The organism is Vibrio sp. JZG120 (assembly GCF_053890955.1).
Map to the genome: position 1 here is coordinate 48,237 of NZ_JBSRRK010000003.1, position 13,177 is coordinate 61,413.

The following is a 13,177-nucleotide window of genomic DNA, read 5'->3' on the forward strand; positions in this document are numbered from 1 at the left end:
AGTACATATGATAAACACGCAGTACACCGAGGTGATGCAAACCAACATTGATAAGTTGCAGGATGCACAAGTCGAGGACGGTTTAAGTGAACGTTTCGAGCAAGCCATGTCGGTTCCCGAGGCGAATAATGGCTTGGAGGGCGGTTTGCTCGAAAACATCAGCGAGTTAAAAAATACTATCGATAACGCGAAAAGTAACCTGCAAGACAACATGAAGATGGTGGGTGATGATCCGGCGCAATTACTGCAAATGCAGTGGGCACTGACGCGCATTACTTTTCAAGAAGAGCTGATCGCGAAAACCGTGGGTAAAACCACACAAAACGTAGAAACCTTATTGAAGGCACAATAGTGATGATGAATAAAATGAGAGCGGTTTTCATCATGCTTACGTTGTTTCTGGTGGGTTGTCAGACCGAGCTGTACACCAACGTAACTCAGAAAGAGGGGAATGAGATGTTGTCGATCTTATTATCCGAAGGTGTCGTTGCAACAAAAGAACCTGACAAAGACAACACCGTCAAGTTAATGGTAGACAGTTCTCAAATCGCCTTCGCGGTAGACGCGCTGAAGCGAAAAGGGTATCCAAGAGAGCAGTTTTCTACATTGAAAGAGGTGTTTCCCAAAGACGATTTGATCTCGTCGCCATTAGCAGAACGAGCACGTTTGGTGTACGCGAAATCTCAAGAACTTTCTTCAACCTTATCTCAGATTGATGGCGTGCTGGTGGCACGTGTTCATGTTGTTTTGGAAGATCAAGATCTACGTCCAGGAGAGCGTCCAACTCCTGCGTCTGCCTCTGTGTTTATTAAACACGCGGCGGATATTGCGCTTGATTCGTATGTTCCTCAGATCAAATTATTGGTGAACAACAGTATTGAGGGGTTGAATTACGATCGAATCAGCGTAGTGATGGTACCCTCATCAGAGGTACGAGTTGCTACTCAAAACAATCAATTTAAAAGCATTTTGTCGGTTCAGGTCACCAAAGAGACGGCGAATAATTTTGTCGCCATCCTGGTGTTCTTGGTAGCTGCGCTTATCGGTTCAAATATCGCTACTTTTACTTGGTGCCGCAGGAACACAAAGCGTGGTTAAACCAGAAACACCACTCGCGCAGGTACAACATCAATTTAACTACGCGCCTTGCCAATACATCCATAAAAGTTGGATAGAACAGAAACAGCCTTGGTTATTAAATATTGAAGGTTGGAGAGATAACCCCATGTTTAACCAATGGTGCATAAATGAGTGGGCGTTATCTCCGGTTCCAGAGACGGCTTTTAACAAACCTTGCCATAGCTTGGCGTTGCTCCCAGCGGATGCGTTGAACCAACTCGTATTGATGGTGGGCGGAGCTTTACATTGTGTGGCAATGCGAGGCGTTGTTTTAAAACATCCGAAACAGGTTCTGAACAACGTCTTTGGATTGGAAGGCGCTCGGTTCTTGATTCAAAACGGGCCGATGTTGTTATCCAGTTGGCCGCAAGGTTGGCAACATCCGTTGCCAGAATCATTGGATGAGCGGTCTGTTGAAGCAAAAATGCAAGCGCTTGGGTACTCCTGGATAAGGTTTGTTTTAGTTAACTCGCCAGAAGACATTGTCCTGCGTTGGCAATTCAAACTAGAACAGCAGCTCAGCGAGAGTACGGAAATGGCTAGCTGGTTGGCAAAAGATCAGCGAGATCTGGCGTATCGACTCACAAAAAAAATCGCAAAACAGGTTATTCCCCAATGGTTTCATTTGTTGAAATAAAAACAGACAACTTGCAGCTGGCACCTGGCTTAAAGGTGCTGAAAGCGAAAGATTATGCCAGTTATCTTGATTCGCAACACTTAGTTGAAGCCGCGAACTCCAAAGCTGAAAGCATAATTGCTAATGCCCAACAAGCCTACGAAACTGAAAAACAACGTGGTTATCAAGATGGTCTCGCACAAGCTAAGATTGAAAATGCGCAAACGATGGTTGAAACCTTAGCACGTTGTAATGACTACTATCAGCAAGTCGAAGAAAAAATGACAGGTGTGGTGTTAGAAGCGGTGCGTAAGATCATCGATACCTTTGATGATGTCGATACCACGGTGAGCGTCGTGCGAGAAGCGTTGCAATTGGTGAGCAACCAAAAGCAGGTCATTTTACATGTCCATCCAGAGCAGGTTGTTGATGTGAGGGAAAAGGTGGCTGGTGTATTGAGTGATTACCCTGAAGTCGGTTACGTTGACGTGGTAGCAGACGCTCGCTTGAAAAATGGAGGCTGCATTCTGGAAACTGAAGTTGGGATCATCGACGCCAGTATTGATGGACAGTTGCATGCATTAAAGCAAGCGATGGTGAAGCAGCTCAGTGAGCGTAAAATTACGATTCATGAATAAATCTTAAAAACTCAGTACTTGCTGAGTTTTTTCATTTTAATGCCTTTAAACAAAAAAAAACCGACCATTTCTAAAATATTCACTGCCATAAATCCTTAAGAATACACCTAAGAAAGCTGCTTAGTTGATAAGTGTTGCAACCAAGCAGCGCCTCTAAAACAACAAAAATAGGATTATTTAGTCGAATGGCTAATGGATTTATAACTTCTTTACTGACAGATTTTGCCAGCCGCTGCCAACTGGAGTCGCTGGTTTTTGATGAGGATGATTGTTGTCATCTACTCATTGACCAAAACACAGCAATCACAATTCGCGCACAAGAAGATCGCCTGACACTTATTGGGCTGATTTCAGGCGATAAGCCGAGTGATGATGTTTTGCGTCAACATATGAAAGATGCCTTAACGCAAGGCTCTCCAGCGGTATTCTGGGAGGCAGAAACGGGATACATCGGTTTCACACACCTGCACCAGCAACTGTTAACTGCTTCTTTTCTTGATGAATCATTAGCGAATTTCATCGAATGGCTAAAAAGTGCGAACACGCAAAAAGTAATCAATAAAACAACCGAAGTCCCGGTAACGAGTACTACTCATTTTTCCACATTAAGGGTTTAAAACATGATCAGTTTTGGAAGTGTTAGCGCATTGCAGGCTGCCATGCCGCAAGCTCGCAACGAGATACTAAACGAAGGCAAGCTGAGTATTGGTGGCAAAGAATACCAAATCAACGCAGCGACCCAAGAATTTACTCGTACCAATCCTACTAATGGTGCGGTAGCGCGATTTTTTGAAGCGACAGGAAAATTGTTTCGCGAAGGCAGCTCACAATCGGTTGCGAAAGCCCTTACAAAAGCCGTATTTGATAATGAGCAAGGCCAAGCTCAGCGTTTACGAGCTGCTTCTTCTGTTGAGCATGGACAAATGTTCTTCAAAGATGGAAACATAAAAACCGCATCAGATGTATTAAATGCATTCGCGAAATTGGATAGCAAAACGGTCCAATCGCACTCTGCTGAGCTAAACCAGTTAGCGGAGCGAGCAATGACAGAATCAATGCTAGAAACCGATTCTGGTAAAAACCTCACATCACTGATTGGCGAAAGTGCAGCGAAGTCGCTTGCTGGACGTGTAGTAAAAGACTGCGGCGGTGGTGTGTCTGCAGCGCAAAAAAATCCAGCAGGTAGCATCACTCAAATGCAAGCGGTGTTTGATATGGAGGTGATGCATCTTAAATCGGCGCAACGCCATATCGAAGGTCTAGCAAGCACCGATCTAAGCCAAGGTGTATACGCTGAAGGACTGGCAGAGGACGCGTTTAACAAAAGTGGCGTCACCGATAATGTCGAACGAGCTGCGGCGTGGATCATTAATGCTTCTAACTCTAAAGGAAACGATGCCGAAAACATTACGTCTTTACTTAAAGAGTACGCGTCTAATGGTAAAGACTTATTGAATATGGACAACTTAAAAGAGCTACACGCTCGATTGGTACCTGATGTTGAACGTGACTACCGAGGGCCAAATATTTCGGGTGGTACTTTGCCTTCAAGTATTGGCGGTGAGGGGATGCTAAAGCAGCACATTGAAGGATTTTTGAAAGAAAAACCAGTGGCGGATAAAGATCTGGGTAAACACTTGTTTGCAGGAGTCATTGGGTATCACGGGTTCACCGATGGAAACGGTCGCATGGGACGCATGCTATACGCGATAGCAGAACTTCGTAACGACTCATTCAATCCTTTGGCTATGAACGCAGAGAACAGCCTTCACGGCATCAAGTAATTTTTCTCTTCTATTCCAATTTTAGAGCGGCGATTGCCGCTCTTTTCTTATTTCTTTATCCAACTTACTCTTCATTTTTCTACCTCGCTAAAACGGCTAATAGCAATAAAATTGAGACGTTTAAATAAAGCTCTTGTGTCTATCACGCCATAAAATCGCTCTTATCCTTATGAGCTTATTTAAATAAGCCGTTATACCCAAGTCGTCTCGCTGCATCATATATTTCGAGGCTACTTAGGTATATTAAATTAGACAGGACACAACATGGATACAGGAAAGATTAATATGCTTCTCTCTGAACTGGGAGAAGTGCTGAACCTTGAGCGCGTGACAGCGTATGACGATCAAATGTGGTCACTGCATTTTGCTGAAAATAACAGTGTCGATGTTCTGCTTGTGGAGGAAAAAGGCGAGTTGTTGATTTCTAAAAACCTGCACATAGAACAAGAGGATATTACGTTAGACAAACTTCAAGTTTTACTTGAATACAACTTCTTATATCGAGAAACCGGCGGTGTGCAGTTTTGCGTTAATCCAACCACTAAAGATGTGGTTCTTCAGGTTGCCATCGCGGCCGAGAGTGAACTCACCAATATTGCTAACTTAATGATTCAACTGAATGAGCTAGTGGATACTTGGGCTCAGCTATTTCAGAACAATACGGTTGTAGATTTTAGCCAAACAGACGTACACGCATTTATTCAGGTTTAAGGCATCAAACATGGTCAATATTAATACATCACACATGCATTCGTTGAGTCAGTTAACGTCCCATTTGGCGACACAAAATCAAGCTGACGATAAAGAGGTTCGAGCGCATAATGGCAAAGATATTTTTGTTAAAGAAGGGGCGCCTAAAAACAAAAGCGTCAGCGCGCGTATTAGCCACCAGAATAAAGCGAAAGACATTGTGGTGAATCTGCTCACGAAGCAGGGCATTCCTAAAGACGTTGCGAAGCTGATGCTACAAAATGTGTTGAACGGTGAAAACAAGTTAACGCTCGGTAGTCTGAAAAATCTTGAGAGATTGTCGTCTGGTCCTAGCTCACATTGGCCAGCCGCACAAACGGCCTCTTCTTCTAAAGCGAATAAAACCTCATCGAGTGTAGCGCTGATCAACGAACATAAAACTAACCTTCAAAAGCTTGGTGATTTTGCCTGTACAGACTTAAATACATTTGGTGTAAAAGGTTCGCAGTTTTATGAAACCAAAGGAAAGCCTAGATTAGAAGCGCTTCACGCGAATCAAGCGCGAATCATGCAAGATCAACGAGCGACTATGTCTGCAAACGGAGTTCAAGCTGCAGCACAAAGAGGAACCGCACCGCAATTAAGCACTCTACAGAACATTGCTAAGGCAGTACAAAACGCGAAAGCCGGCTGCTGTACTACATTTGCCTTTGCTGCCGCTGCTGAGATGATTCAAGGCATGTCAGGCACACCTGAAGGTGAGCCTAAAGTCGAAGTGGTTGCGTTTAAAAAGGGTCATTCAGGTACACACCTTTATGTACTGGTTGGTCGACAAGAGGGGAGTGATATTAAAGATCCCTCAACATGGAGTAAGGATGTGAAAATTGTTGATCCTTGGGCAACATCCGCATTCGGTGCACCAATGTTTGGAGATGCGCAACGACCACCTGTTTCGAATATGTTCCCGCCAACAGAAGTCATTTTTGATAGCCATAAACTGGGTTAGTCACTCTGCAAAAGAAGTGAGCAAACACATAATACTAACCTTCTAACCTTTATTGAAAGAGCAGCCCTGAGCTGCTCTTTTTGATTACTCTGGCAACTCGTTTTTACAGCGAGATTTCTGCGGAAAACCTCACAATGAAGACGAGAAAGTGACAAAAATAAAGCCATTACCGACATCGTTCAATCTGCAATCGTTGTTCAATAGAGTTATTGAAACAAAAGGAAAAAGTTATGAACACGATTCAACAACTGCTCTTGGAGTTTTGCCAACTCAATGAGTTACCCGAACTGAGTTTTGAAGACAATGAACGCTGTCAGCTACTGGTCGACGACCGCTACATGCTGTATTTCATCGCGACAGATACGGATGACTTAATGTTGTCCGTGACGTTCGGAGGATTAGAAAAGTCGGGCGAACAAAGACTCAAAGGTTTAGAGCTTCTTGCTCATGCTAATTATCAGGGTATCGGTGGTGGCAGCCTTGCACTTGCTTTAGCCCCAAATGGTCGACAGCTTGTCTTAGCGGGACGTAAACCAGTTGAGCACCTAAACACGACGAATCTTACCGCTTGGTTTCATGAGGTTATTGAACAGACTGAATTGTGGCAAGCGCGTTTTGCAATGTTGGATCAAGCGATTCCAACCACCCCTAACCATGAACAAGCTCATGTTCAATCACTTCGTGTGTAGGAGAGAAAAATGGTCAATACAACGCAAAAAATCAGCCAAAGCCCAGTACCTGATCTAGAACAGTTTCGTGCAGTCGCTGCGCAAAAAGATGACCGAGTGATCAGTAAAAGAGGTGAGGTAAAAGAACCTTCAACGTTCCACAAAGGTCACAAGTTTGCTTCTATCCACGAAGGCGTGTTGAGAAGCAAATACACTAAGTTTTTCCAAGAAAACATCAAAACTCACCTTGATTTGAAACAGGCGCTACTTAAACAAGAAAAGCCTGAGGTTGCCTTGCTAGCTTACTCATTGGTTAGCCCTTCTGGTTATCGCGGTGAGCCGCTTACTGAGCGCAAAATCTTAGAAGTTGTCAGCTTGTTGGATGAAGTCAAGGTGAGCAGCGGTACGTACCAGCAGCTTAAAAATACGTTTGACGCGATCAGCAAAGATCCGCGTATGCAGGTGAGTTTAGAGGCTCAGTACCCGGGGAAAATGGATGGTTTTGGTGCCGAACTGTTACAGATGGGCAAAGAAAAACTGAAAGGTTCTGGCGTTAATGCTGTCATCAACCTAGCTTTGCCTGGCGTAGGGCTATTAATTTCAACAGGACGTGAGCTGCACAAAGCGGCAGTCAATGGCGATGCTGAAGCTTACCACCATCAGCTGGAGCAAATTTCGCAGCTTCCAGGGCGAGACCAACGTCTCTCTATGCCGATGCAACAAACATTGGCTCAAGGTCATGCAATGTTATCAGCTGAAGGTGCAGTTGGGGCAACATTGGGCATGGCGACAGGGAGCTTGGGTACTTTTGGTGTGAGCTCTGTAGCGACAGCGGGTGTTACGCCGATAGCAAAAGAAGCCATTGGTTCGGCTGCCACGACTGGCATCATCAGTGGTGGTGGTTTTGTTGCGAACCAAGCTGGAGCATACGGACTAAATACAGAAGTCAAAGAGCAACTCATGCAAGGTGAGATGTCTGGTGTTTTACCAAGGCTTGAAGTTTCTAATGCCAAAGGAGACTTTACCTTCAGCATGCAAGATCCAGCTTCTGTACGCGCATTGATGGCGTACCTTGGCCCTAAAGAGAACACGGCGATGACATCACCTCAAGCGCCTAAAGAAGCACAAGAGATGGAAGCTGCTCGCTTAACGTTGAAAAAGATGTTGGGCTCAGAGCCAAGTGAACACTTAGTCCCTGACGTTGATTCTATCTTGAAGCTAAGTCCAGAAGATGCGCCAAGCAAAACTGAGGCAACTGCTCATAGTGCGTTTAAAAAGCTGCTGGGCGAAGATTGGGATTGGCTCATGCCTGCGGTTCGAGCGATCGATAAAGGTGAGGCGAGTCAAATCAATGAAAAGTTGACTTACAAACTGCCACTTGATGCCGAAAATGGACGAGTATACCTTGATAAATGCCCAAACCTGAGTGACGCTCAGTTGGATGCATTAGATAAATTGGGCTCACCAAGTCAATTGCGACTGATGTACTTAGCGGAAGGTTGGGTTTAATTGAAAGTAAGGGAGCATCTGCTCCCTTACCGTATATGGTGTTTTGCCGGGTGTTTATCTAGGCGTTAAACTGGCCTACTGATTTCGCTTGAAAAAGCGCTCGGCATTAGCAAATAGAGATTCACAGTGCTTTTTCTGCTTGTCGTAGTCAGCCGAACCTTCTGGCATTGCGTCTAATACTTCTTTTGCGCTGTGGTATTCTTTTACCATCAACTCAAATTTGTCTTCATAATTGCTTTTTTTATTCTTTTTTTGAAAGCTATCTCGTTTTTTTCTCATTTTTATTCCTCTAGAGCGTGTTTATTAAAGGTTAATCTAATTAACCTCTACTTTTATAGGAATAACGAAGTCAAAATGGTTTAAATTAAGTCTAAATATTCCATTGTCATCGCGCTGATTAATATATTTCACCGCTAATGACTATTCCTAAATAGTGATGATATATACACGAAGTGGCTATGCAGCGTTATGTCTTATTTTGACGCTTAATGATTGTTTTTATAAGGTTAAATTCCTTATAAACCTATCGATGTAAAGACAGCGCGTTGTGATAACCATGCTAAGAGAGCTAACTCTCGTTCGTATTTAAATCAAAACTGAGGCTATTTAATGGAAGATAAAGAATAAGTTGCTACAGGAGTTGAGTAACGAAATGACTCGAAAGAAAACTAAGAAGAGACTCGAACTAAATATTTCATCAATAGCTCACGGTTAGGAGCTGAGCTCACTATACACCGATTATAAGAAATAGATAGGACTTTCTATTTTTCTTCAGACAAAACCGCCCATGAAGGAAGCTTGCGCGTTGCAAAGCAATACCTAAAGATACAAAGGCATGGGTACATGCCTTTTTGTGCCTAGCACACTTGGCGCTATGGTAGGTATGCGCCGCCACATACTGGATTGTATGTGCCCGTGATATGTCCGCTTTTTTCACTTGCCAAGTAGCTCACGGTGTTTGCTACGTCTTCAGGTGTGGCAATTTTCTGCGTTGGTGTGAACATTCGAATGGTTTCTTTAAACTCTTCAGGAGCACCTTTTGTTGCGTCTGTTTCTACAAGGCCCGGAGCAACGACATTAGACGTAATCCCGAAAGGACCAAGTTCTTGAGCGAGGTATTTACTAAAGCTATCAAGTGCACCTTTTGCACTACCATGAGCAATAAAGCTTGGTGCAGGGGCTTCTGATAAGGTGCTAGAGATAAAAATTAAGCGACCAAACTGGTTGGCTTTCATGTTTTCTACCGCCAACTTTGCCGTTTGATATGCAGCGTGCATTTCGTCATTGAGCTTTTGTGCAAACTCTTCCCACGACTGCTCAGTGAAAGGTTTAGCGGTAAAGCTCATGTTTGCGTTTGAGACAAGAACATCAACGCCACCATGTTCATTTGCGATGCTGTCGAACATTCCTTGTATTTGTGCGTCATCTCGAACGTCAGCTTTTAAAGTGTACGCCTCACCACCGGCGTTTTGAATTTCTTGAGCTAACGCTTCCGCGACCGCAGTACTATTTACGTAGTTGATAAAAACTCGGTAACCATCTGCAGCGAGTGCTTTTGCTGTTGCTGCACCAATTCCACGAGCGCCACCTGTAATTAAAGCATTGCGTTTTGTCATCGTATTTCTCCAAGGTTGAGCCTGACTGTTAAACCAGCTTCTGTCGCAACGTACGCTGATAAGTTAAATTTGTCCGTTAAGCTTGCGTAAGTTCGCTACCACGCTAGAAAGTTGCTGTTTGCTGTTGTCTAGGTCGGCATCAGCAAGATTCTGTTGGGCTTCTTGCAGTACTAGCGAAGCGATATTTGCACATGTATCAACGGTGTCTAAAGATTTTTCTGTTAGCACGACTAACTTGCTTCGACTATCCGTTGGCGAAGGTTTCCTCTCTGTCCAACCGCGCTTTTCAAGCCCATCAATTGAGCGACTGACGCTCGATTTTTCTAAGTACAACAGTTCACAAATCTGACTTTGAGAAAGAGCACCGTTGTTTCGCAACAGCAACACGACACCCCATTGTTCTGCTGTCATATCAATACCAGCATCTTTGAAACGGGTAGTGAGTAATCGGTTAAACAGACGACTAGCAAGCCCCGTAAGGTGACCGAGGGACTGATGATGGTTGTATTGGGACATGGAGAATTTCACCAAATAACATGAACGAACAATATGGTTGTATACACAACTATATTGGGCGATGTCAAATTCGTTTGAAGAAAATGCTACTAGCTTGTGCTTATCGTTGGGTTGATGTGTCAGATTGAGGTGCTAATGAAAATTGGTGAGGTAGCTTCGAAAACTTCGGCCAGTCAAATGTTTGCGACTGATGCGCCGAGTTGGGGAGCAAGCTTCAATAAAGGTAGGGGAGTTGCAGTCCTCTCTTTACTTATTCAGTTTAAATGTGTTTTTTGTTTACATTACAAATGGTTAGATTTTAATTCTTTTCATTCGAAACACTTTTCTCAAGAAGTTCATGATAAATCAATGAGATTGATCTTTTTGATTGGCAATGATCAAATGTGTCTTTACTAAAACTGTACGGTACAGTACAGTTTGTGAAAATCATAAAATGGGTTTCAAACATGAAGAAGAAAGTTATCGCCTTATCGCTTGTTGTTGGTTCGTTATTTGCTGCTGGCTGTGCCTTATACCAGCCGAATACTGTAATGACGGATAACGCATATGTTCATTCAGACGTTACGGCCATTTCACCTGAGGTTGGGGGGCAAGTAAGCGAAATCTTTGTCAAAGATAACCAGTGGGTAAGAGAAGGAACTCCTTTGTTTGTCATTGATGATGAAGACTTTATTGCCAACCAAGAAATTGCTCGAGCAGCACTAGATGTTGCGAAATCGGAGCTTACTGCAAATCAAATCAAAACGGATATGCAGTTAATGAAAATTGAGCAGGCGAAGCAAGGTATTCGCCGCGCGAGTGCAAATGCCGAACACCAAGCGGCGGAGTTTCAACGTCTTTCTCGTTTGGTACAAAAGCAATCTGTGAGCAAAAATCAGTTTGAAGCACAAAAAACGCGATCTATTGAAGCAAGCAGTAATCTTGAAACCGCTAAATTGGGCTTAGCTGCTGAGCAAAAACAGCTCGACACATTGATGACTGAGAAGTTGCAACTGACAGCACAGCGTAAAAAAGCAGAAGCAAACTTACGACTGGCTAATATTTCACTGGAAAGAACCACGGTGCGTGCACCATTCGATGGCTATGTGGCAGATAGACAAGTGCAAGTCGGCAAGTTTGTACAACCAGGAATGGGGCTCATCGTGATGGTGCCAGATTATGTTTGGATAGAGGCAAACTTTAAAGAAACACAACTTGAGAACGTTGTGCCTGGGCAAGAGGTTGAAGTGGTATTGGATATGTTTCCAAACCATCCATTGCATGGCCGTGTTTCTTCGATAACCCCGGCGACTGGTGCACAGTTTAGTTTATTGCCACCCCAAAATGCGACAGGCAATTTCGTAAAAGTAGTACAACGTGTGCCAGTACGTATTGAGCTAGAGATCCCTCAAGAGTTGAGTCAACGAGTCTATCCGGGGTTGTCTGCAGAAGTATCGATCGAGACCGCGGCACAAGGTTAACTGCAATGGAAAAACGTTCACCGCTGCTGATTTTGACGCTTTTTGCGATTGCTGCTTTTGGTATTAACTCCGTGATGTTTACCGAGTTATCGTATGAGATGGCGGCAACGTCAGGCTTATCTGTCGATGAAGTTGCTCTGGTTAAAGTCGGCTTTATGATTACCCAGGTATTAGGTTTTATATTCACACCAATATTGGTGCGTAGATTGGGTACGTTAATTCTCTTACATGCCATTTTATTGGTAGGCCTAGCGAGCAATCTTGTACTTTACTGGGGCGGACAGCAAGAACTGGTGTTCACTCTGACTTGGCTCTCGAGTGGCTTTTTTATGAGCATGTTAATGGTGGTATTAAACCTTTACCTGCTCCACTTTTTTGAACAGCGTTGGCTACCAGCCATTATTGCTTTAACGTTAGTATTCTCAACCTTGCTACCGATCGGCGCTTACCCTTGGGTAGTGGCCAATATTGTCGAAATATTTGATTGGTCACTGTTGTGTGTCGTGTCGGCTTGGCTGTATTTCTCTGCTTTGGTAATTGCATGCATATACAATCCTAAGTCGATTCAAATCGAGGCCGAACCCAAATCTGGCTGTTGGTTTTATTTAGTTTTTGCCCTGACAATAAGCCTCGTTGTATTTCTATTGATGAGAGGCAGTTATTACAACTGGTTTGACTCGGAATGGTTTGTTAAAGCCTCTTCGATTGCCGCGGCTCTGACTTTATTAGTGGTGTATTACTTTGTGAGAACCAGTCCTTTAAATACAGCATCAATACAGCTGCATAGTAAGTTGAAAACTAATGTTTTTATGTACAACGCTTTTTTGGCAGGTTTTGCTGTTATGGCGAGCAATGTGTTGTTTACTAGCTTTTTGAAAATGGCGTTGCAGTACAACAACCTTAATGCTGGATATGCCCAATTGCCGGCATTTTATGCCATGCTAGGTGGTATGCTAGTCAGTGTGCTGGTGTATTACTTCCGCCGTCCATTAGCGGATGCAGTCGTCCCGTTTGGTGTGGTGATGATTATACTTTCGGTACATAAGTTTAGTCAGTTACCTAGCTTTGCTGGTACGGAATCTTTGTCCGTTCCGATGATGTTGCGTGGGTTTGGTGTCGGCTTATTGAATGTGTCTGTGACCATTGCAGTCTTGATGTACTTCCAGGTCGGGCAGCGTTTAGAAGGCATCGCCAATTTCTACCTCTTTCGTACCATTGGTGGTGTGATCGCTGGTGCCGTGTTCTCACGGGTAATGCAAAGCCATAGTGCGCAAGCTGCTGGAGAGATTGGCCGAACGCTAGATGATGTGAATCATGCTTTTGGTGCTTATAAAAATGCGTTGAGCAGTACGATTCTGACTCATGGACACTTGCCAAATTCGGCATTAGGAATGAGCCAAATTAGTTTTATTGTCAAAGAGCAGGCGACCACTCTCGCACTGAGTAATTCATTATTGATGTTTATTATCTCGGTCTTTGCTCTCGCGCCAATCTTAATAATCGGTAAAAAACTGGCGGCGAAGCGAGAGATTCACTAAGCCATAGAAACAAGAAG

Annotated in this window: 15 protein-coding genes; 12 read left to right on the top strand and 3 right to left on the bottom strand. The window is 43.8% G+C overall.

Going from position 1 to position 13,177, the window contains the following annotated elements:
• The first annotated feature begins 7 nt into the window (after positions 1-7).
• The 10 genes from vscI to ACWPOD_RS08215 all read left to right on the top strand — a co-directional run bounded on the left by vscI (position 8) and on the right by ACWPOD_RS08215 (position 8,030).
• Positions 8-352, top strand: coding sequence for a SctI family type III secretion system inner rod subunit VscI (vscI, locus tag ACWPOD_RS08170; RefSeq protein WP_005377202.1), 345 nt, complete (start codon positions 8-10; stop codon positions 350-352).
• Positions 352-1,098 carry a type III secretion system inner membrane ring lipoprotein SctJ gene (sctJ, locus tag ACWPOD_RS08175; protein WP_086015689.1) on the top strand — a complete coding sequence of 249 codons (747 nt, stop codon included), beginning with the start codon at positions 352-354 and terminating at the stop codon, positions 1,096-1,098. Before vscI ends, sctJ begins: the two co-directional genes overlap by 1 nt.
• Positions 1,091-1,756, top strand: coding sequence for a SctK family type III secretion system sorting platform protein VscK (gene vscK, locus ACWPOD_RS08180; RefSeq protein ID WP_114322286.1), 666 nt, complete (start codon positions 1,091-1,093; stop codon positions 1,754-1,756). The genes sctJ and vscK overlap by 8 nt, the downstream gene beginning before the upstream one ends.
• Complete coding sequence (locus ACWPOD_RS08185; RefSeq protein WP_006741524.1) at positions 1,735-2,373, top strand: HrpE/YscL family type III secretion apparatus protein; 639 nt, start codon at positions 1,735-1,737, stop codon at positions 2,371-2,373. The genes vscK and ACWPOD_RS08185 overlap by 22 nt, the downstream gene beginning before the upstream one ends.
• 131 nt (positions 2,374-2,504) lie before the next feature.
• Positions 2,505-2,990 (top strand): CesT family type III secretion system chaperone, encoded by a 486-nt coding sequence (locus tag ACWPOD_RS08190; protein WP_233059801.1) that lies wholly within the window; start codon positions 2,505-2,507, stop codon positions 2,988-2,990.
• Between the two features lie 3 nt (positions 2,991-2,993).
• Positions 2,994-4,157 carry a VopS family T3SS effector adenosine monophosphate-protein transferase gene (locus ACWPOD_RS08195; RefSeq protein ID WP_456231763.1) on the top strand — a complete coding sequence of 388 codons (1,164 nt, stop codon included), beginning with the start codon at positions 2,994-2,996 and terminating at the stop codon, positions 4,155-4,157.
• A gap of 264 nt (positions 4,158-4,421) precedes the next feature.
• Positions 4,422-4,868, top strand: coding sequence for a type III secretion system chaperone (locus tag ACWPOD_RS08200; protein ID WP_031780449.1), 447 nt, complete (start codon positions 4,422-4,424; stop codon positions 4,866-4,868).
• Positions 4,869-4,878: 10 nt separating this feature from the next.
• Complete coding sequence (gene vopR / locus ACWPOD_RS08205; protein ID WP_005395139.1) at positions 4,879-5,853, top strand: type III secretion system effector VopR; 975 nt, start codon at positions 4,879-4,881, stop codon at positions 5,851-5,853.
• Positions 5,854-6,083: 230 nt separating this feature from the next.
• Positions 6,084-6,542: a CesT family type III secretion system chaperone gene (locus tag ACWPOD_RS08210; RefSeq protein WP_182019338.1), complete on the top strand. Its 459-nt coding sequence runs from the start codon at positions 6,084-6,086 to the stop codon at positions 6,540-6,542.
• Between the two features lie 9 nt (positions 6,543-6,551).
• Positions 6,552-8,030 carry a CesT family type III secretion system chaperone gene (locus ACWPOD_RS08215; protein WP_456231764.1) on the top strand — a complete coding sequence of 493 codons (1,479 nt, stop codon included), beginning with the start codon at positions 6,552-6,554 and terminating at the stop codon, positions 8,028-8,030.
• A gap of 75 nt (positions 8,031-8,105) precedes the next feature.
• Here the strand turns inward: ACWPOD_RS08215 and ACWPOD_RS08220 are convergent, their stop codons facing one another.
• The 3 genes from ACWPOD_RS08220 to ACWPOD_RS08230 all read right to left on the bottom strand — a co-directional run bounded on the left by ACWPOD_RS08220 (position 8,106) and on the right by ACWPOD_RS08230 (position 10,162).
• Entirely contained in the window at positions 8,106-8,309 is a 204-nt protein-coding gene (locus tag ACWPOD_RS08220) for a hypothetical protein (RefSeq protein ID WP_005395134.1), read from the bottom strand.
• 593 nt (positions 8,310-8,902) lie between these two features.
• A complete protein-coding gene (locus tag ACWPOD_RS08225) occupies positions 8,903-9,646 on the bottom strand; it encodes an SDR family NAD(P)-dependent oxidoreductase (RefSeq protein ID WP_109170228.1) in 744 nt (247 codons plus the stop codon).
• A gap of 63 nt (positions 9,647-9,709) precedes the next feature.
• Positions 9,710-10,162 (bottom strand): MarR family winged helix-turn-helix transcriptional regulator, encoded by a 453-nt coding sequence (locus tag ACWPOD_RS08230; RefSeq protein ID WP_005395130.1) that lies wholly within the window; start codon positions 10,160-10,162, stop codon positions 9,710-9,712.
• A 446-nt stretch (positions 10,163-10,608) separates the two neighbouring features.
• Between ACWPOD_RS08230 and ACWPOD_RS08235 the strand changes: the two genes are divergently transcribed.
• A complete protein-coding gene (locus ACWPOD_RS08235) occupies positions 10,609-11,622 on the top strand; it encodes an HlyD family secretion protein (protein ID WP_005395128.1) in 1,014 nt (337 codons plus the stop codon).
• 5 nt (positions 11,623-11,627) lie between these two features.
• On the top strand, positions 11,628-13,160 hold the full coding sequence (locus tag ACWPOD_RS08240; RefSeq protein WP_456231765.1) for an MFS transporter: 1,533 nt from the start codon (positions 11,628-11,630) through the stop codon (positions 13,158-13,160).
• Positions 13,161-13,177: the final 17 nt, after the last annotated feature.

Coding starts and splice junctions, on each gene's coding strand:
- vopR (WP_005395139.1), top strand. CDS start 4,879: ATGGTCAATATTAATACATCACACATGCATTCGTTGAGTCAGTTAACG.
- ACWPOD_RS08195 (WP_456231763.1), top strand. CDS start 2,994: ATGATCAGTTTTGGAAGTGTTAGCGCATTGCAGGCTGCCATGCCGCAA.
- ACWPOD_RS08230 (WP_005395130.1), bottom strand. CDS start 10,162: ATGTCCCAATACAACCATCATCAGTCCCTCGGTCACCTTACGGGGCTT.
- ACWPOD_RS08215 (WP_456231764.1), top strand. CDS start 6,552: ATGGTCAATACAACGCAAAAAATCAGCCAAAGCCCAGTACCTGATCTA.
- ACWPOD_RS08185 (WP_006741524.1), top strand. CDS start 1,735: ATGGTTTCATTTGTTGAAATAAAAACAGACAACTTGCAGCTGGCACCT.
- ACWPOD_RS08225 (WP_109170228.1), bottom strand. CDS start 9,646: ATGACAAAACGCAATGCTTTAATTACAGGTGGCGCTCGTGGAATTGGT.
- ACWPOD_RS08210 (WP_182019338.1), top strand. CDS start 6,084: ATGAACACGATTCAACAACTGCTCTTGGAGTTTTGCCAACTCAATGAG.
- vscI (WP_005377202.1), top strand. CDS start 8: ATGATAAACACGCAGTACACCGAGGTGATGCAAACCAACATTGATAAG.
- ACWPOD_RS08220 (WP_005395134.1), bottom strand. CDS start 8,309: ATGAGAAAAAAACGAGATAGCTTTCAAAAAAAGAATAAAAAAAGCAAT.
- ACWPOD_RS08235 (WP_005395128.1), top strand. CDS start 10,609: ATGAAGAAGAAAGTTATCGCCTTATCGCTTGTTGTTGGTTCGTTATTT.
- ACWPOD_RS08240 (WP_456231765.1), top strand. CDS start 11,628: ATGGAAAAACGTTCACCGCTGCTGATTTTGACGCTTTTTGCGATTGCT.
- ACWPOD_RS08200 (WP_031780449.1), top strand. CDS start 4,422: ATGGATACAGGAAAGATTAATATGCTTCTCTCTGAACTGGGAGAAGTG.